The sequence below is a fragment of the Bartonella phoceensis genome (assembly GCF_902825145.1).
GTDB classification, from domain to species: domain Bacteria; phylum Pseudomonadota; class Alphaproteobacteria; order Rhizobiales; family Rhizobiaceae; genus Bartonella; species Bartonella phoceensis.
In genome coordinates, this window is sequence record NZ_CADEAD010000003.1 from 55,657 (window position 1) to 75,224 (window position 19,568).

12 protein-coding genes are annotated in these 19,568 nt (G+C 37.3%); 8 read left to right on the top strand and 4 right to left on the bottom strand.

The window, feature by feature from the left end; genetic code table 11:
* Positions 1-2: 2 nt before the first annotated feature.
* Complete coding sequence (locus J7R07_RS04245) at positions 3-1,205, bottom strand: deoxyguanosinetriphosphate triphosphohydrolase (protein ID WP_208435702.1); 1,203 nt, start codon at positions 1,203-1,205, stop codon at positions 3-5.
* A gap of 107 nt (positions 1,206-1,312) precedes the next feature.
* On the opposite strand from J7R07_RS04245, the gene J7R07_RS04250 reads away from it, so the two are divergent.
* The 5 genes from J7R07_RS04250 to glmS all read left to right on the top strand — a co-directional run bounded on the left by J7R07_RS04250 (position 1,313) and on the right by glmS (position 6,865).
* Positions 1,313-1,636 carry a HesB/IscA family protein gene (locus tag J7R07_RS04250; protein WP_208435703.1) on the top strand — a complete coding sequence of 108 codons (324 nt, stop codon included), beginning with the start codon at positions 1,313-1,315 and terminating at the stop codon, positions 1,634-1,636.
* Positions 1,637-1,697: 61 nt separating this feature from the next.
* The gene (locus J7R07_RS04255; protein ID WP_208435704.1) at positions 1,698-2,687 is read left to right on the top strand and encodes a carboxypeptidase regulatory-like domain-containing protein; all 990 of its coding nucleotides are present in this window, start codon (positions 1,698-1,700) and stop codon (positions 2,685-2,687) included.
* Between the two features lie 45 nt (positions 2,688-2,732).
* A complete protein-coding gene (locus J7R07_RS04260) occupies positions 2,733-3,521 on the top strand; it encodes a cytochrome c biogenesis CcdA family protein (protein WP_208435705.1) in 789 nt (262 codons plus the stop codon).
* A gap of 14 nt (positions 3,522-3,535) precedes the next feature.
* A complete protein-coding gene (gene glmU / locus J7R07_RS04265) occupies positions 3,536-4,885 on the top strand; it encodes a bifunctional UDP-N-acetylglucosamine diphosphorylase/glucosamine-1-phosphate N-acetyltransferase GlmU (RefSeq protein WP_208435706.1) in 1,350 nt (449 codons plus the stop codon).
* 156 nt (positions 4,886-5,041) lie between these two features.
* Positions 5,042-6,865 carry a glutamine--fructose-6-phosphate transaminase (isomerizing) gene (gene glmS, locus J7R07_RS04270; protein ID WP_208435707.1) on the top strand — a complete coding sequence of 608 codons (1,824 nt, stop codon included), beginning with the start codon at positions 5,042-5,044 and terminating at the stop codon, positions 6,863-6,865.
* A 426-nt stretch (positions 6,866-7,291) separates the two neighbouring features.
* Here the strand turns inward: glmS and recG are convergent, their stop codons facing one another.
* Positions 7,292-9,400 (bottom strand): ATP-dependent DNA helicase RecG, encoded by a 2,109-nt coding sequence (recG, locus tag J7R07_RS04275; RefSeq protein WP_208435708.1) that lies wholly within the window; start codon positions 9,398-9,400, stop codon positions 7,292-7,294.
* A 403-nt stretch (positions 9,401-9,803) separates the two neighbouring features.
* On the opposite strand from recG, the gene dnaE reads away from it, so the two are divergent.
* Complete coding sequence (gene dnaE, locus J7R07_RS04280) at positions 9,804-13,292, top strand: DNA polymerase III subunit alpha (protein ID WP_208435709.1); 3,489 nt, start codon at positions 9,804-9,806, stop codon at positions 13,290-13,292.
* Positions 13,293-13,464: 172 nt separating this feature from the next.
* On the opposite strand, the gene J7R07_RS04285 is transcribed toward dnaE, so the two are convergent.
* The gene (locus J7R07_RS04285; protein WP_208435710.1) at positions 13,465-14,715 is read right to left on the bottom strand and encodes an FAD-binding protein; all 1,251 of its coding nucleotides are present in this window, start codon (positions 14,713-14,715) and stop codon (positions 13,465-13,467) included.
* A 34-nt stretch (positions 14,716-14,749) separates the two neighbouring features.
* Positions 14,750-14,998 carry a zinc-finger domain-containing protein gene (locus J7R07_RS04290; protein ID WP_208435711.1) on the bottom strand — a complete coding sequence of 83 codons (249 nt, stop codon included), beginning with the start codon at positions 14,996-14,998 and terminating at the stop codon, positions 14,750-14,752.
* Positions 14,999-15,321: 323 nt separating this feature from the next.
* On the opposite strand from J7R07_RS04290, the gene J7R07_RS04295 reads away from it, so the two are divergent.
* Positions 15,322-17,502, top strand: a complete 2,181-nt coding sequence (locus J7R07_RS04295) for an RNA degradosome polyphosphate kinase (RefSeq protein ID WP_208435712.1) — start codon at positions 15,322-15,324, stop codon at positions 17,500-17,502.
* 6 nt (positions 17,503-17,508) lie between these two features.
* Positions 17,509-19,020, top strand: coding sequence for an exopolyphosphatase (ppx, locus tag J7R07_RS04300; protein ID WP_208435713.1), 1,512 nt, complete (start codon positions 17,509-17,511; stop codon positions 19,018-19,020).
* Positions 19,021-19,568: the final 548 nt, after the last annotated feature.

The following is a 19,568-nucleotide window of genomic DNA, read 5'->3' on the forward strand; positions in this document are numbered from 1 at the left end:
AATTAAATGAAATTATCTGTGTGGTCAAATAAACGGCGATGTTCACGTAGGGCATAGTGATCGGTCATACCTGATAAAAAGTCAGCAATGAGACGTGCTAATTCATGATTTTTTAAGTGCGTTGCTTTGCTGCACCAACTTTCAGGCATTGTATTCGGGTTTTCATAATAACAGTCGAATAATCTTTGTACAATGCATTTTGCTGCATTGCGACGCTTGAGGACTTGATTATGGTAATACAGATTTTTCAACAAAAAGTCTTTTAGTTCTTTTTCGTAAACGGCCATTGTGGGCGAAAAGGTAACAATGGTTTGTTTTGCTTGATAAATATCATTTATATTTGTTGGTTTGATATGTGCCAAGTTTTTTTGTGATTGTTTGATAACATCTTCAACCATGGTTTTTATCTGTTTTCGTACAAGCGCATAACCGCGCCGAACTTTATCAAGTTGTGGATACTCATCTGTTATCTCTTTTAATAAGGCTGCTGTGAGTGAAACTTGTTCAAATTGACCGAGTATTAAAAATTGCGATCGCAGTCCATCATCTATATCATGCGCATTGTAAGCAATATCATCAGCAATAGCAGCACATTGTGCTTCTAGTCCAGCAAAACAGCCGAGTTCAAGATCCTGCTTTGCATTGTATTGTAGAATATCAATAGGAACTTCTTTGTTTTTAGCATAAGGACCTAAAAGAGGACCGTTATGTTTTACAAGCCCTTCGAGAGTTTCCCAAGTAAGATTCAGTCCATCAAAATTTGCATAGCGTTGTTCCAATTTTGTCACGATGCGCAATGCTTGTGCATTATGGTCAAAGCCACCATAAGGTGCCATTGCTTCATTAAGAGCATCTTCACCTGCATGGCCGAAAGGTGTATGCCCAAAATCGTGAACAAGGGCAATAGCTTCGGCAAGATCTTCATCAAGACGGAGTACACGGGCTAATGTTCGTGCAATTTGGGAAACTTCTATTGAATGTGTCAGGCGCGTACGATAATAATCGCTTTCATCAGCAATAAAAACTTGCGTTTTATGTTTAAGGCGTCGAAATGCATTAGAATGAATAATACGATCTCGATCTCTTTGAAAAGGTGATCGTATAGGACTTGTCGTTTCATGGAATAATCTGCCGCGACTTATTTGCGGATTGGTACTATAAACCGCTCGAGATTGGTAATTGATGTTGATATTGCTTATATCCATTGTAAGTTGTCCATTCTCATTTCAAAACTGAGGTTGGTTTATACTTAATAAATTTCTCTTTCGTCGAAGATACTATGTTTTGATAGTTTAATACAAGGATATGTAGGATGCGTGTGAATATTTCAGATATTGCTGCCAAGAGGATTACACAGATACTTGTGAATGAACCTGATAAAATAGGATTACGTATTTCTGTTGAAGGTGGTGGATGTTCCGGTTTTTCCTATAAATATAATTTGGTTTCGGAAAAGCAAGAAGATGATTTCGTCTTTAAAAAAGATGGAGCGATTGTCTTTATTGATTCATTATCGCTTCCCTTTATGGAAGGAGCTGTAATTGATTTTGTTGATGATCTTATGGGACAGTCTTTTCAAATTCATAATCCCAATGCCGTTTCATCGTGTGGTTGTGGTGTGAGTTTTGCAATTTGAGAGTGATGACTTTGTGATATTGTTTCTTGAAAAATTTATCACTTTGGTCAACAATATAAAAATGGGTATCCTTACGAAAATATTGCGCCGATGGTTGTGGCTATGTGTGGCGCTTACCTTATTGATCTGGAATAATTGTGTCTTTTCTGAAGAAGGGAGAGGACAGGATTATCAACAAAAACGGTCAACAAATTTTATTTTAAAATCCCAAGACCATGAATTAAAATCTCAAGATGATGAAAAGGAAAATTTTGTTTCTCAGGCTCAACTCATTATGCATGCTCAATTAAAAAACAGCAATGAAGATATTATGAAAGGGCTCGTATGGCGGGTTTATGCCCCCATCTTAGGGATTGATAACAAGTTACCACTCATTGCGACTTATGAAGGTGGAAGTGCACGTTTTAACTTAGAACCAGGGAGTTATCTTGTTCATCTCTCCTTTGGTCATGCGAGTGCGGTGCACCATGTGAGTTTAGAAAGTGGGCAAAGTCTTGTTAAGAATTTTACTCTTGATGCTGGTGGTGTTATTTTAAATGCTACACTGCTCCATGGTATAATCAACGAAAAAGAATTGCGTTTCACCATTTATGAAGATGAAAAAGAAAATGATGATACTGGTGTCATTTTATCAAATATTAAAGCTCAGTCGATTGTGCGTTTAAAAGCTGGCCGTTATCATGTTGCTTCCCATTATGGTTCCATTAATGCTATTGTTCGTTCTGATATTCAAGTAGATGCAGGTAAAATTACAGATATAACTCTTGAACATCAAGCAGCTCAAATTATCTTAAAGTTGGTACGGCAAGAAGGAGGGGAAGCGCTTGCAGATACAAGTTGGTCTATTACCAATGATTCTGGTGATATCGTTTATGAAACAGTTGGCGCTTATGTTTCGCTCGTGTTGGCTGAAGGTAAGTATATTGCGGTTGCTAAAAATCAAGATAAAATTTATCAAAAGGCTTTTTCTGTTGTTTCTGGTCATGATGAAGATGTAAGTGTGATAGCAAATGCACAAAGTATACAACCAATCGATGAAGAAATGGATTAATAGCGATTTATAGCATAAACTGTAATGAAAGACAGGTAGAGAGTTTTGGCGATAGAAATTTCAACAGTTGGTGTCTTTTTTGCTGGCGCATTATCTTTTTTATCACCATGTGTTTTACCATTAGTTCCTCCTTATTTGTGCTATATGGCAGGTGTTGGTATTGATGACTTTCGTGCAGAAAAGTCTCATAGGAAAGTATTTATACGGTGGGAACTTTTCTCTTCGGTTTTTGCGTTTGTATTTGGTTTTACAACCATTTTTATTGCGTTAGGCGCTAGTGCAAGCACAATTGGTAAATTTATTGGTTATTATCGTGACTGGTGCGCACTTGCTGCTGGAATTATCATTATCATTTTTGGTTTAAATTTTTTGGGTCTTTTCAAGATTGCTTTTTTATTTCGTGAAGTGCGTTTTCAAACGCAAGGAACACCAGCAGGTCCTTTAGGGGCTTATATTATTGGTTTAGCTTTTGCCTTTGGTTGGACACCGTGTATTGGTCCAATTTTGGGTCCTGTCATAACTCTTGCTGGAACAAAGGAAACTGTAAGTGAAGGGGCACTTCTTTTAGGAGTTTATGCATTAGGTCTTGGTGTGCCTTTTGTGTTAGCAGCTGTATTTTCCAGCAGTTTTATGAGATTTTTAGGAGTTTTTCGTGTTCATTTGGGGAAAGTTGAAAAAGTTATTGGTATTTTTTTAGTTGTTACGGGTATTTTATTTTTAACAGGTTCTATGCAAGATCTTTCCTTTTGGATTTTGGAACATTATCCTTCATTAAGTAATATTGAAGCTCTTCGTTGGCATGATATCATGCATTTTTTTGGATTTTCTCATTAGTCTTATGTGTTGTTATGGTTAGAAATTGTCTTTCTATTATTCTTGCAGCAGGTGAGGGGACGCGTATGAAGTCGTCTCTTCCTAAAGTACTTCATAAAATTGCTGGATTGCCTCTTATATGCCACGTCATAAAACAAATAGAATCAGCAGGCGCTTCACAATTAGTAGTTGTTGTGGGGTTTGGTGCTAAAGATGTTAGTGAAACTGTTCAGTCATTTGTAAAAAATGCAATGATTTTTGAACAAAAAGAACGTTTGGGGACTGCACATGCTGCTCTTTCTGCGCGCTTAGCTTTGCAGAAAGGGGTCGATGATGTGCTCATTGTTTTTGCCGATACCCCTTTGATTGCACATGATTCATTGCTAAAAATTCGTGCGCAACTTGCTGATGGAGCAGATGTTGTTGTTGCTGGTTTCCATGCTCCAGATCCAACGGGATATGGGCGTCTTCTTGAAAAAAATGGTAAACTTATCGCAATTATAGAAGAAAGAGATGCGAGCAATGAAGAAAAAAAGATCTCTTTTTGTAATGGTGGAATATTCGCTCTTAACGGAAAGCATGCACTTTCTCTTTTAGAGAAGGTTGGTGATAATAATGTAAAGCACGAATATTACTTAACAGATATTGTTTCTATTGCCTCGCAGGAAGGGTTAGATGTTCGTATCGTTGAAGTGCCTTTTGAAAATATTATGGGGATTAATAATTGTTTTGAGCTTTCTAGGGCTGATGCTTTATGGCAAAGGCGTAAGGCACGTGATTTCATGTTATCTGGTGTGACAATCCTTAAACCAGAAACTGTTTATTTTTCTTATGATACAGAGATTGAACCAGGGGTAATGATTGAACCAAATGTTTATTTTGGATTGGGAGTGAAAGTGCAATCTGGTGCGGTGATACATGCATTTAGTTATCTAGAGGGCACTGTGGTTGGTATGGATGCGCAGATTGGACCTTATGCGCGTTTGCGTCCTGGAACGGAGTTAGCACAATCCGTAAAGATTGGAAATTTTTGTGAAGTCAAAAAATCTAAGGTAGGAGAAGCTTCTAAAATTAATCATTTAAGTTATGTTGGCGATGCAGAAATTGGTGCCCATACCAATATTGGAGCTGGTACTATTACTTGTAATTATGATGGTGTTCACAAATATAAAACCACAATTGGTGATCATGCTTTCATAGGATCTAATTCAGCACTTATTTCTCCATTGATGATAGGACATGGTTCTTATATTGCTTCAGGGAGTGTTATTACTGAAAATGTTCCTATGAATAGCATGGCCTTGGGACGTGCGCGGCAAGTGATAAAAGAGAATTATGCAATAAAATTACGTGCACGCTTATCAGCTAATAAACAAAAAAAGTGAGCATCGTTTATAGTAATCTAACAATTGTGTGGGAGGCTTATTCTTAAGTATTGCCGTATTATGTATTTGGTTTATTTGATACCTTAAAGTTTTGAATAAAAGGTGTTGGATTGTTTGTGGGATATATAAATCTGGGATGTAAATTGGAGCTTTTAAATGTGTGGAATTATTGGAATTCTTGGAAATAGGTGTATTACATCCTCTTTGATTGATGGTTTGAAGCGTCTTGAGTACAGAGGATATGATTCCTCTGGTGTAGCAACGGTACATAATGGGCACCTTTGTCGTGTGCGTGCTGAAGGTAAACTTATTTATCTAGAAGAAAAATTAAAAAAAACACCTTTGGAAGGAAATTTAGGAATTGGCCATACGCGTTGGGCTACCCATGGGGCCGCTGTAGAGCGGAATGCGCATCCCCACGTCACTGATCGACTGGCAATTGTTCATAATGGTATTATTGAAAACTTTGTAGAATTACAAAAGGAGCTCATTGAAGATGGTTATACCTTTGAAACAGAAACAGATACGGAGGTTGTTGCACATTTAATCACACGCGCATTAAAAAGTGGTCTTTCTCCGCAAGAGGCTGTGCGTACAAGTTGGAAAAGGTTGCAAGGCGCTTTTGCTATTGCTCTTATTTTCGAAGGTGAAGATAATCTTATGATTGCGGCTCGTTCTGGTCCACCATTGGCAATTGGTTATGGAAAAGATGAAATTTTTGTGGGATCAGATGCTATTGCTTTGGCACCATTCGTTGATCATATTAGCTATTTGGAAGACGGTGATTGGGCTGTTCTCAGACGGGAAGGCATCACAATTTACGATGCCAACAATCAATCGGTAAAACGTCCTATTACAACATTATTTGAAGAAAATTTATTGATTTCTAAGGGCAATCATCGCCATTTTATGCACAAGGAAATGTTTGAACAACCTGAAGTGATTACTCATAATTTGACGTATTATCTCGATTTTGGAAATTATACAGTTCGCTCTCTTGAACATTTGATTGATTGGAAAAATATTAATCGGTTACTCTTTGCAAGTTGTGGAACAGCTTATTATTCTACCTTAGTTGCGCGTTATTGGTTTGAGAGTTTTGCTGCTCTCAGTGTTGATAATGATGTTGCTTCGGAGTTTCGTTATCGTGAACCGCCTATCACTTCTGATGTTTTATCAGTGTTCGTTTCTCAATCTGGTGAAACAGCTGATACACTGGCTTCTTTGCGTTATTGTCGCGAACGTGGTGTAAAAACAGTGACAATTGTAAATGTTGAGCAATCGACCATGGCAAGAGAAGCTGATTTTGTTCTCCCAACACTTGCTGGTCCAGAAATTGGTGTTGCATCAACAAAAGCTTTTACTTGTCAATTGTCAACGCTCGCTGCAATGGCGCTTGGCGCTGCTAAGCAACGGGGATGTCTTTCAGAGGAGGAAGAACATCAGTTTGTCCAACAGTTGGCAGAAATTCCGCGGATTTTAAATGAAGTTTTAAAACTAGACGACAGCATTGAAAAAATTTGTCGTAATTTAGTAAGTGTAAAAGATGTGCTTTATCTTGGGCGTGGAACTTCTTACCCGATTGCTTTGGAGGGAGCACTTAAACTAAAGGAGCTTTCTTATATTCATGCTGAAGGTTATGCAGCAGGTGAGTTAAAACATGGACCAATTGCGTTGGTGGATGAGACAATACCAGTTATTGTTGTAGCACCTTATGATCGGTGGTTTGAAAAGACTTTTTCTAATATGCAAGAGGTGGCCGCGCGCAATGGCCGTATTATTTTTATAACTGATAAAAGAGGGGCAGAAGCAGTTCATTTTGATACCTTATCAACTATTATTTTACCAGATATCCCGGAATTTATTACGCCTATAATTTACGCTTTACCTATTCAATTAATTGCCTACCATACAGCCGTTTTACTAGGAACGGATGTTGATCAACCGCGTAATTTGGCAAAATCAGTTACTGTTGAATAAAAATGAATTTTGTATTTTTAAAGTTTTGGAGAACAATTAAGGGGAAAAGGAATTCATTTATAACAATGATTTGTCATCTTTTCCATTGAATGAGAATACTCAATAGAGCAATATTTTCTTATTTTACTTTTTCCATTTCAGAATTAAAAAGTTATTTTTTTTCGTATCACAAAAGAGATCAAATGTATGAATAGAAAACAGTTTTAGAAAAACTAAATATTGTCTCTTGTACTTTTCTTCATGCAAAAGCAGCGCAACCTTAAGGGTAGGGAAAACTAAAGAATGATGCTGTTTGCTTGTATATGCCACAATGTCAGGACGGTTGTGCACAAAGGGATCTTGCATTAGATCATTTACGGACGGTTGGAGTGCAAATGATAAAAAAGCTGTTAAATAGATATATGTAAAACTTTGAATTTTTTATTATTATCCTGCTCGTAAAAGACGTGTAGCATCATCACGTCCGAAAAGATAAAGAAGCAAACGTAAAGCTTGTCCTTGTTCTGAAGAAAGATTAGGATCACGTTGCAAAAATAAACGTGCATCTCTTCTTGCCATTGATAAAAGATCACTATGTACTGAAAGATCTGCCATGTGGAATTCAGGTGTACCGGATTGTTTCGTTCCTAAAAGCTCTCCTTCTCCTCGTAGGCGCCAGTCTTCTTCAGCAATTTTAAAACCATCCTCTGTACTGCGTATAATGTTAAGGCGTGTTGCAGACGTTTTTGTTAGTGGATCTTTATAAAGCAAAATACAGGAAGATTTTTTTTCTCCTCTTCCAACACGTCCACGCAATTGGTGCAGTTGTGAAAGACCAAAATGTTCCGCATGTTCGATGATGATGATTGAAGCATCGGGAATGTCTACGCCGACTTCAATGACTGTGGTTGCAACTAAAATGCTTGTATTTCCACATTTAAAAGATGACATAGCTGCTTCTTTTTCATCTGTCGACATTTTTCCATGTATCATACCAACTCGTGTTCCAAATCGCTTTTGGAGAATAGCAAAACGATTTTCAATTGAAGTGAGCTCAAGGGTAGTAGACTCTTCTACTAAAGGACAAATCCAATAAAGTTTTTCACCTTTTTCTAATGCGACGGTAATTCGTTCTATGAGTTCATTTATACGTTTCAAAGAAAGCGTTGCTGTTGTAATGGGTTGTCGTCCCATTGGTTTTTCTGTCATTTGAGAAACATCCATATCACCAAAAGCTGTTAGAACGAGTGTGCGTGGAATAGGGGTGGCAGTCATTACCAGCATATCAGGTTTCTGACCTTTCGCTGTAAGGGCAAGACGTTGATGCACGCCAAAACGGTGCTGTTCATCAATAATGGCTAAGGAAAGGTTATTATAGGAAACGCTGTTTTGTATGAGAGCATGGGTTCCGATGATAATAGAAGCTTGTCCCGAGAGAATATCTTTTAAAATATTTGTGCGCAATTTTCCTTTTTCTCGTCCTGTTAAAAGAACCGTTTGTAATCCGATTTTTTCTGCAAGAGGTGCAATTGTTGCAAAATGTTGTCTGGCAAGAACTTCTGTTGGTGCCATTAAAGCTGATTGTCCTGAATTTTCAGCAATCTGTGCACTTGCCATCAGTGCCACGATGGTTTTTCCTGTTCCTACATCTCCTTGCAGAAGCCTTAACATTGGTGCTGATGAAGCAAGATCGTTTGCAATATCCTGTATCGCTTTTGTTTGTCCATTTGTCAGTTGGAAGGGGAGGGCTTTCAGCAATTTTTTAGTGTAAACACCTGTTGTTGGTCTAGATGTTCCGGAAAGCGATTTTGTTTTCAAACGCACCAGTCCAAGAGCTAATTGACAAGCGAGCAGTTCATCATAGGCTAGACGTTTGCGTGCAGCACTTTCTAGAGTTAAATCATTGGGATCGATAGGGGTATGGATACGGCGTAAGGCAACAGGAAAAGAAGAAAAGTTTTGCTGCTGTTTAACGCTTTCTTCTATCCATTCTGGTAAAAGAGGAATATAATTAAGGGCGTTTTGTATTATACGCCTTAGTGCTTTTGCTGATAATCCGGCAGTAGAAGGGTAAATAGGTTCGATTAAGGGCAACTGATTTGATTGCTCAATTGGTGCAATATGATCGGGATGTACCATTGAAAGTTGTTCATTAAATCGTTCAACTTTACCTGAGACAATGACCTTTTTTCCTTCTGGTAATTGTTTTTTTAGCCAAGAAGGTTGGGCATGAAAAAAAACTAAATTTAATTTTCCTGTAGAATCATGTGCAATAACCCGATAGGGCAAACGGTTACGGCCAACGGGTGGTGGTTGGTGCTGATCGATCATAATTTCAAGAGTAATAGTAACTCCTTCTTGCGCACAAGCAATGCTGGGACGCATTCTGCGGTCTATAACAGAATGGGGCATTAATTGAAGAAGATCAATAAGGGTAGGTTCACGTTGTGTAGGATTAATATTTAAGACTTTTGCCAATAAGCTATAAACCTTAGGCGTAACCCCAGAGAGAGTACGGATAGAACTGAAAAGAGGGGTAATAAGGCTTGGAGGCATAAGGAAATTTAACTTGCCCTTTTTAGTGTTTCTAGTGTTTTAAAAGAGCTTTTTGAGGATAAGTTCTTTTAAAAAAGTTGCCTTATTCACATTTTGCATTTTAATCAAAAAAAACCAGTACTTGAAAGATACATAAAATCAAAAGAAATGCAAGCAAGAGAGGCAATATTCGGAATATTTTCTCTTTTTTGTTTTAATGTTGTGTATTTGCTGTGAATAGAGATATTTTCTTGATGGAAGTCTCTCATGAATGTCAATAAAATGAGAGTATCTTGCCAATATATTGTGAGATGCTGGATTTGTAGATTTAAGAGCGTATGATAAGTTACAATGGTTTCTCTTAAATAGGGCAGCAGGTAAAGGCTACGAGTTGGCGTTTATTTTGTAGTGGGAAATTGTGAGAGTGACAAAAGATAAAAATAAAATACGAGACGAAAGACAATCTCTTCCTCGCTTTATTCATTTAAGAGTGCACTCTGCTTATTCGCTACTTGAAGGGGCTTTGAAGATCCCACAAATTATTCAACATGCGATTTCAGATCATACACCAGCGGTTGCTATTACCGATACAAATAATTTATTTGGTGCTTTGGAGTTTTCGCAATATTGTTTTTCTCATGGCATACAGTCTATTATTGGTTGTCAGCTTACAGTTGATTTTGGTGATGGAAAAGACAATCCGCGTTTTGCTAAATGGCGCCATCCTTCTGGTTTTTCCTCTCTTGTTTTATTGGCTGCTAGCGAGATCGGTTATGCTCATTTGGTGCGTCTTGTGAGTCGTGCTTATCTTGATAAGTGTGATACCGATCCTCCTCATATTAAAGCCAATTGGTTATCGTCGCATGGTGAAGGGATAATCGCTTTAACGGGTGGTAAGGGAGGGCCTATTAATTTTTCTTTGGCAGAGGATAGAAAAGAACGTGCTGTTGAACGCTTAACTTATTTAAAAAAAATTTTTGGTGATCGTCTTTATGTGGAATTGCAGCGTCATGGTTCTTTTGATCGACAAGTAGAAACTGCGCTTCTTGAGTTAGCATATGCACATGAAATTCCTCTTGTCGCAACCAATGAAGCTTTTTTTCTGAATAAAGAAGGCTATGAAGCACATGATGCATTGATGGCAGTTGCTGAAGGGCAAATTGTTTCTAATCCAGAGCGTAAACGTGTAACGCCAGATCATTATTTGAAGTCACAAGACGAAATGGTTGCACTGTTTTCTGATCTTCCAGAAGCTCTAGAAAACAGTGTTGAAATTGCATTACGTTGTCATACTGCTACGCCAATTCGAAAACCAATTTTACCGCGTTTTATAGAGCAATCTGATAGTTCAAACTATACTTTAGAATTAGAGGATAGTGAATTATTAAATCAAGCTAAAGCTGGTTTAAAAATACGGCTTGAAACAATTGGATTGGCTGAAGGATATACAATTGCAGATTATGAACAGCGGCTCGATTATGAAGTTTCCGTTATTACACGTATGCAATTTTCTGGTTACTTTCTTATCGTTTCAGATTTCATAAAATGGGCAAAGGCCCATGAGATTCCTGTTGGTCCAGGGCGTGGTTCTGGAGCTGGTTCACTGGTTGCCTATGCATTAACTATTACCGATGTTGATCCCTTGCGTTTTTCTCTTCTCTTTGAACGTTTTCTTAATCCAGATCGTGTTTCTATGCCTGATTTTGATATCGACTTTTGTCAAGAGCGGCGCGAAGAAGTTATTCATTATGTGCAAAAAAAATATGGTCGTGATCAAGTTGCTCAAATTATTACCTTTGGAAAATTACAAGCACGTGCGGTATTGCGTGATGTTGGCCGTGTTTTAGAAGTACCTTATCGTCAAGTGGATTATCTTACAAAATTAGTTCCTGCCACACCTGGGAGCCAAATTGAATTGGCTGATGCTATCAAGGATGAGCCTAAATTTGTGGAAGAAAAGAAAAAAGATCCTGTCATTGGACGCACATTAGATATTGCGCTCCAACTAGAGGGACTTTATCGGCATGCATCAACGCATGCTGCAGGAATTGTTATTGGTGATCGGCCGCTCTCCGAGCTTGTTCCGATGTATCGTGATCCTCGTTCTGATATGCCTGTAACACAGTTTAATATGAAGTATGTTGAACAAGCCGGGTTGGTAAAATTTGATTTTCTTGGATTAAAAACCCTTACCGTTTTGAAAATGGCTGTAGATTTTGTCGCGCGAAAGGGTATCAAAATAGATTTGTCAAATATCCCTCTCAATGATGAAGTGACCTATGCTATGATGGCACGTGGTGAAACGGTTGGTGTATTTCAAGTTGAAAGTTCTGGTATGCGTAAAGCACTTATTGGAATGAAACCAGATCGTATTGAAGATATTATTGCTCTTGTCGCGCTTTATCGTCCTGGTCCAATGGAGAATATTCCGACCTATAACGCACGTAAACATGGGGAAGAGGAAATTGCTTCTATTCATCCTAAAATAGATCACCTGGTTAAAGAAACACAAGGTGTCATTGTATACCAGGAGCAAGTGATGCAGATTGCTCAGGTGCTTGCTGGTTATTCACTTGGGGAAGCAGATTTATTACGTCGTGCTATGGGTAAAAAGATTCACAAAGAAATGCAACAACAGCGTACACGCTTTGTGAATGGAGCTATAGCTGGCGGTGTTGATAAGGATCAAGCTGATATTATTTTTGATCTTTTAGCAAAATTTGCAGATTACGGTTTTAATAAATCCCATGCAGCTGCTTATGCGATTGTTTCTTACCAAACGGCTTATATGAAAGCACATCATCCGGTTGAGTTTTTAGCCGCTTCAATGACGTATGATATGACAAATACAGATAAGTTAAATGATTTTCGACGTGAAGCATTAAGATTAGGTATTAAAGTTATTGCTCCTTGTGTACAAACATCCCATCGCATTTTTGAGGTTGGTGATAACTGTATTTATTATTCTCTTGCTGCCATTAAAGGTGTAGGGGAAGCTGTCGTTGATCATATTGTTGCTTGTCGTGGAAATAAACTTTTTAAGGATTTGGAAGATTTTTGTGAGCGTATTGATCCCCGTATTGTTAATAAGCGTGCGATGGAAAGTTTGGTTTGTGCTGGTGCTTTTGATTGCTTTCATATTGCACGTGAGGTTTTATTGGCAAGTCTTGAAATTCTTCATGCACGTGCACTTCGTGTTATTGAAAACAATTCTAGCGGACAGATTGATATATTTGGGATGGCAGGTGGATTAAAAGAGCCTTTGATTTTGTCACAAACATCTCCTTGGTTATCGGATGAAAAACTTCATCGAGAATTTCAAGCAATAGGTTTTTACTTTTCTGCGCATCCTTTGGATGAATATCAAGCTATTCTTGCTAAAAAACGCGTACAAACTTGGGTTCATTTTGCCAATGCTGTTAAAGCAGGAGCAACTGCTGCTAGGCTTGCTGGAACTGTTGTGGCAAAACAAGTGCGCAAAACAAAGTCTGGTAAGAAAATGGGGATTATTCATTTTTCTGATACGAGTGGGCAGTATGAGACAGTTCTCTTTTCCGAGACGCTTTCGGATTATGAGGAAATACTTGAACCTGGAAAATCTTTTATCATTACAGTGAGTGCGGAGAATCGCTCTGAAGGCGTGAGTTTGCGACTTGAGACAGTTCAGTCTTTAGAAAAAGAGGCCTCAAAGCATCATAAAATGATGCGTCTCTTTATAAAAACAGTGGATATGCTTGCGCAAATCGAGCAAAATTTAAATCCTAGTGGGAATGGAGAAGTAGGGCTTATTCTTATTCAAGAGGATGGGGTACGGGAGGTCGAAATTGCGCTTCCAAAACGATATAAGGTTAATTCATGTGTAGCAAGTGCTATGAGATCAATTCAGGGGGTTGTAGATGTGGAATTGACTTAAAAACTACTCTTTGGGGATTACATTTTTTCTTGAGCGGTGGCTTAAAATCTTTTTTGAATCAAATTTATAGATTCTAGAATTTCTTGTTTTTGTTTATAGAAACGATGATAATGTTTCAATATTATAAATTCAAGAAAATATTTCTGATATATCAAAAACTATTAGGGGAATTTTATAAGTTTTTATCATACATTTTTATGAGATTCATCGCATCATACATATAAAGCCAATTAAGGTTAGACATGATGCTTTCTGGCGTACGAATTTTCATGATGAAATTACGTACAATTGCTATAGGTCCCGTTGCATGATAGGCTATTCTATTAAAATCTCCACGTTTTTTTACAGCTTTAATTCGGGGCGTACGTATTCTTTCGTAAAGTGAAAGAGCTTTTGTTAATGAAATATCTTTACAAGAGAGTGCTTCTGCTAATATGGCGGCATCTTCTATTGCCATAGCAGCACCTTGTGCGGTAAAAGGAAGGGCTGCATGTGCACAATCACCAACAAATACTTGTCTTTCTAATCCTAAAAAGCGATCTTGTTTCATTTGAAAAAGTGGCCAATAACTCCACTCATCAATATGATCAAGGGTTTGCAAAATTCGCAGATCCCAATCTTTGAAAAGAGATTTCAAACTTTCTTTATTTCCTTTATGGGCCCACCCTTCTTTTGAATTTTCTCCACGAGTAATGGCTACAAAATTAAAAGTTTTTGCTGATGTCTGAATGGGATAGACAACAAGATGATTTCGGGGGCCCATCCAAGCAGTAATTGTTTGCATATTTTGTAATAAAGAATGAAAGTTCTCAGGCAGATTTTCAAATTCTGCTGTAGCACGCCAAGCAATAAAGCCACTGAAATCTGCTCTTTCATGAAAGGGAGCTAATTCTCGTAGTGTGGACCAAACTCCATCACATCCGATGAGAAGCGATGTTGAATAAAACTGGTGTTGTTGTGTTTTATATGATGCATCTGTTTTTGTTGTTTTTATATGAATATCGCTAGATGCTGTTTGGATAGACGATACGACAGTTTCGCCTGTTTTATATGTGATAAAAGGATTTTCCATAACGGAATTGTGTAAAACTTTTTGTAAGGCGGCACGATGAATTGTAATATAAGGGGCTTTCCAGTTTTTTTCCGATAAATTGATAAGATCAACGTGCAGTCGTGTTTTTAAAGATAGCCCATCTCGTAACTCAAAAAAATGTGGTGTTGTTCCCACTTCAATAAGCTTTTTAAGAATTCCCCAATGCGCTAGAATAGAGGTCGCATTCGGGGTAAGCTGAATACCAGCACCCACAGCATTAAGCTGTTTACACTTTTCGATAAGTGTACTTGCAATTCCTTTATGGGCAAGTGCCAAAGCAGTACTTAAACCAGCAATACCTCCTCCAACTATGATAGGTGATTGATCCATGTGGTATTTTCATATGAAAAGAGCAAAGAATGCGCTATGACGAATTATTTGGATGGTATAAACATCCTGGTGGGTTTGTTTGGTTGTACGATAGCGAGGAAATATAACGATAAAGTGTTGAACAATAAGGACAAATTTTCTCATCAGCTGACCCCATATCAATGAAAATATGAGGATGATCGAATGGTTGTGTAGCTCCCATACACATAAATTCTTTTACACCAATTTCAATTGTTTTATATCCATAATCATTTTGAAAATGGGGAATGTTGTGATCAGCCATAGCGTACAAACTCCGGATAAATTACCTAATCAAATATGATTTGAATCCTCTATATGTGTTAATTTGTAATAAAGCTTATAATAATGCAAGATACTTTTTAAGATAAGCTGACTATCTTTTATGTTATATGCATCAATTTCTATGTTTTTAGCATTTTGCACATAGAAATAACTCAGAGTGTCTTGAAATATTAAATATAAGTAATACGCCAAAAATTAGTGGTCATTGATAGGTTATTATTACGGTAACACATCGTAAAGTGTTCTGTGAGATATTTGCTCATAAATATCTTAAAAAGTATAAAGGGAATTTATCTATAGTATATGAAACAGAGGGTGGAAGATCATATTTCTCTATCGGATATAACAATGAAAAATCCGAAGCGATTTATTAATAGGGAATTTTCATGGCTGCAATTTAATACACGCGTATTGATGGAAGCTGCTAATTCAAGGAATCCTTTATTAGAACGGTTGCAATTTCTTTCAATTTCAGCAGCAAATCTTGATGAGTTTTTTATGGTTCGTGTTGCTGGCCTTGCTGCTCAAGTTCGTGATGGGGTTACAACCTGCAGTGCAGATGGACGTACGCCACAGGAACAACTTGATTTTGTGTTAAATGAGATTTCACGTTTACAGGTTCATCAATTACAAGAATTACGTATTTTATGTCATGAATTAAAACAGAATGATATTGAAATCATTGCTCCTGATGGGCTTTCAGAAATTGAAAAATTATGGCTCGAAAAATATTTTCTTGATACGATTTTTCCTATTCTAAAACCTTTATCTGTTGTTTCTGTTAACTCTTTTCCATTTATTCCTAATTTAGGGCTTTCACTCGCCCTCCAATTGTCCCGCTGTGCCGATCAATCCTCTACTATAGCGTTGTTGCCTATTCCAACATCCTTAAAACGTTTTATTCTTCTTCCTCAAAAAGGCAATCATTTTCGTTTTATTGTATCTGAAGATGTGATTAGTCTTTTTATGCATTATGTATTTCCTGATTTTGAATTTGATGAAATGGGTACATTTAGAGTCATTCGTGATAGTGATATTGAAGTCGAAGAAGAGGCTGAAGATCTTGTTCATTTTTTTGAAACGGCTCTTAAAAGACGCCGTCGTGGGCAAGTTATTCGAATTGAATTTGACACGAAAATGCCGGAAAATTTACGCCGATTTATAACGAATGGTCTTGTTGTTCCTAGTAATTGTATCAGTATTCTCGATGGATTTTTGGCGCTTAATATGGTATCAGAGATCGTTTCTGTTCCGCGCGATGATCTAAAATTTATTCCTTATCATCCTCGTTTTCCTGAATGTATTCTTAAGCATAAAGGTGATTGCTTTGCGGCTATTCGTGAAAACGATATTGTGATTCATCATCCTTATGAATCCTTTGATGTTGTGGTGCAATTTTTATATCAAGCTGCGAGTGATCCTGATGTCGTGGAAATTAAACAGACTCTTTATCGTACATCGAATGATAGTCCTATTGTTAGTGCTTTGATTAGGGCTGCTGAACAGGGAAAGTCAGTGACTGCTTTGGTGGAGCTTAAAGCACGTTTTGATGAAGAAGCAAATATTCGTTGGGCACGTGATCTTGAGCGTGCGGGGGTGCGCGTTTTTTTTGGTTTTATTGCCTTAAAAACCCATGCTAAGATGTCGCTTATCATGAGGCGTGAAGGAAAGCGCCTTTGCTCTTATGTTCATCTTGGAACAGGAAATTATCATCCTATTAATGCTAAAGTTTATACTGACCTTTCTTTTTTTACCACTGATGATGATATTGCGCATGATGTTGCATTACTATTTAATTATATGGCCCAATATAAACGCCCAAATGAAGCAATGAAGATTGCTTTTTCACCCTTAACATTGCGCCGTCGTATTCTTAAGCATATTGAAGGAGAAATTAGCAATGCGAGGCAGGGACGGTTTGCTGCTATTTGGATGAAAGTTAACGCATTGGTTGATCCTGAAATTATTGATGCCTTATATCGTGCTAGTCAAGCCGGTGTACAGATCGATCTTGTGGTACGTGGTATATGCTGTTTACGTCCTGGTATTCCAGGAATTTCAGATAATATTCGTGCAAAATCAATTGTAGGGCGTTTTCTTGAACATAGTCGTGTTTTTTGTTTTGGTAATGGTGGAGATTTACCTAGTGAGAATGCACTTGTTTATTTGGGATCTGCTGATATGATGCCTCGTAATCTAGATTATCGTATTGAAATATTGGCTCCAGTTTTTAATAAAACAGTTCGTAAACAAATTCTTTTACAAATTATGTTGGCTAATATTATTGATAATCAACAAAGCTTTGATATACTCAAGAGTGGAACATCAAGACGTATAAAACCGCAAAGAGGTGAAAGTCCGTTTAATGCGCAGGAGTATTTTATGGCCAATGCAGGTTTTACGGGGTGGGAAAAATCTTTTGAGTCTTCTGCTTCACGTTTTGTTGCGTTGCATCGGCAGCAAACCGAAGTGCATAAAGACTGAAATCCGATGACGTATATAGATGCTCAAGGTCGGCTAAAAGGGTGCAAGCCTGTTGCTGTTATCGATATTGGATCAAATTCTGTTCGCCTTGTTATTTATGAAGGTCTTGTGCGTTCACCAACAGTTTTATTTAATGAAAAAGTTCTCTGTGGTTTAGGACAAGGTGTTGCGAAAACCAGTTTTTTAGAAGAAAAATCGATAAAAATGGCGTTGCAAACACTGAAACGGTTTCGTGCACTTTGTCGACAGATTGGAGCAGATGAGGTTTATACGCTCGCAACAGCGGCGGCGCGAGAAGCAAAAAATGGATCAACATTTATTCAAAATGCTGAAAATATCTTGCAAAATAAAATATATCTTCTTTCAGGAAGTGAAGAAGCTGTTTATTCAGCATACGGAGTTATTTCTACTTTTCATAAACCAAAGGGTATTTCTGGGGATCTTGGTGGTGGAAGTCTCGAACTTATTGATGTTGATAACTTTGATGTAGGTAAGGGGATAACTCTACCGTTAGGTGGTTTGCGCCTACAGTATATGTCCAATAATGATATTACTGCTGCCGCAAAAATTGCTCATGAACAGTTTGGTAAATCTGCTATCGTTTGTAAGGGTATGGCACGTTGCTTTTATGCAGTAGGAGGAACTTGGCGTAATTTGGCAAAACTCCATATGGCAACCAAACATTATCGGCTACCTGTTATGCATGGTTATGAAGTTGATGCGGGAGAAATGGAAAATTTCTTGCATTTTGTTGTAAGTGGCAGTGTTGATAATATAAAAGGAATTACAGCGATCTCAAAAAATCGCCGTCAACTTTTATCTTATGGAGCGATCATTCTTATTGAGCTTATTCGTTGTATGGGTTTTGAAAAAATAATCTTTTCTGGAGCTGGCGTCCGGGAAGGCTTTCTTTATTCACGATTGCCGCGAGAGGTTCGGCTTTCAGATCCTCTCATTGCAGCATGTACGGAAATGGCTATTTTGCGGGCCCGTTCTCCAAAGCAAGCGGAAGAGCTCATTGATTTTACCAGCAATGCCTTTGAAGTTTTTGGAATTTCAGAAACTGAAAATGAATGCCGTTATCGCAAGGCTGCTTGTCTTCTTGCGGATATTGGTTGGCGTATACACCCAGATTATCGAGGTAACGAGGCAGCCAATCAGATAGCGCTGGGTTCTTATCCGGGAATTTCTCATGAAGGACGTGCTTATGCTGCGCTCGCTGTTTTTTTTCGCAATACAGGTTTATTGATTGATGAAGAATCTCTTCCCATTTTTCAACTAGCGAACAAAAATATGACCAGGAAAGCGCGCATTCTTGGAGAAATTATGCGTATTGCACATCTTTTTAGTTCTTCTACTGCAGGTATTTTACCTCATTTCTCATGGCATAAAAAAACGGATCATGTTGTCTTGTATATTCCGGGGCGTTATGCTGATCTATTAGGAGAACGTCCTCTCATTCGGTTGAAAAAATTATCAAAAATAATAAAACTCCCTCTTTCTTTTGAAACTTTCTAATTCCTTTTCTATAAAGTTAGATGAATTCGTGATTATATTATTACGTATTTGGATTACTATGCAGAATTCAGCTTTTGGTTATTGAATTGTGCTTTCAATATAATACTTATTTTTATGATATGACGATGTAAAATATATTACATTTGCATACTTTGCTTTCACGCTAAGCTGATATTTTTGTAAACGTGACAGCGAGTATTATAGAAAAAAATTTCCGTCTTTATTTTAGAATTCAAAGCTTTTTGGTTTAAATTTTTTTGATGATAAATTTGATTCTGATTGAGATTTCTAAAATTTTGTTATTATTTTGAACAAGCATTGATCAAATTTAAATTTTAAAATTTTAGTATGTCTTTCTTATTATATTTGTATTAGCTATAAAGAATATTTTAATTAATCTAGAAATATGAATAGCATAGCTGATTTTTCTGGAATGAAGGTGTTTAGAATTTTTCCAGATTTTTTTCACATTTTTCAAATAAAATTAGCTTACCTAAATGCACTTGTAAAATCTTTCTTTTTTGATTTTTCAATACCTTTTATACCAA

Bases quoted from the DNA above. Each gene is read 5' to 3' on its own strand.
- J7R07_RS04245 (WP_208435702.1), bottom strand. From the start codon at position 1,205: ATGGATATAAGCAATATCAACATCAATTACCAATCTCGAGCGGTTTAT.
- J7R07_RS04250 (WP_208435703.1), top strand. From the start codon at position 1,313: ATGCGTGTGAATATTTCAGATATTGCTGCCAAGAGGATTACACAGATA.
- J7R07_RS04255 (WP_208435704.1), top strand. From the start codon at position 1,698: ATGGGTATCCTTACGAAAATATTGCGCCGATGGTTGTGGCTATGTGTG.
- glmU (WP_208435706.1), top strand. From the start codon at position 3,536: ATGGTTAGAAATTGTCTTTCTATTATTCTTGCAGCAGGTGAGGGGACG.
- glmS (WP_208435707.1), top strand. From the start codon at position 5,042: ATGTGTGGAATTATTGGAATTCTTGGAAATAGGTGTATTACATCCTCT.
- recG (WP_208435708.1), bottom strand. From the start codon at position 9,400: ATGCCTCCAAGCCTTATTACCCCTCTTTTCAGTTCTATCCGTACTCTC.
- J7R07_RS04285 (WP_208435710.1), bottom strand. From the start codon at position 14,715: ATGGATCAATCACCTATCATAGTTGGAGGAGGTATTGCTGGTTTAAGT.
- J7R07_RS04290 (WP_208435711.1), bottom strand. From the start codon at position 14,998: ATGGCTGATCACAACATTCCCCATTTTCAAAATGATTATGGATATAAA.
- J7R07_RS04295 (WP_208435712.1), top strand. From the start codon at position 15,322: ATGAAACAGAGGGTGGAAGATCATATTTCTCTATCGGATATAACAATG.
- ppx (WP_208435713.1), top strand. From the start codon at position 17,509: ATGACGTATATAGATGCTCAAGGTCGGCTAAAAGGGTGCAAGCCTGTT.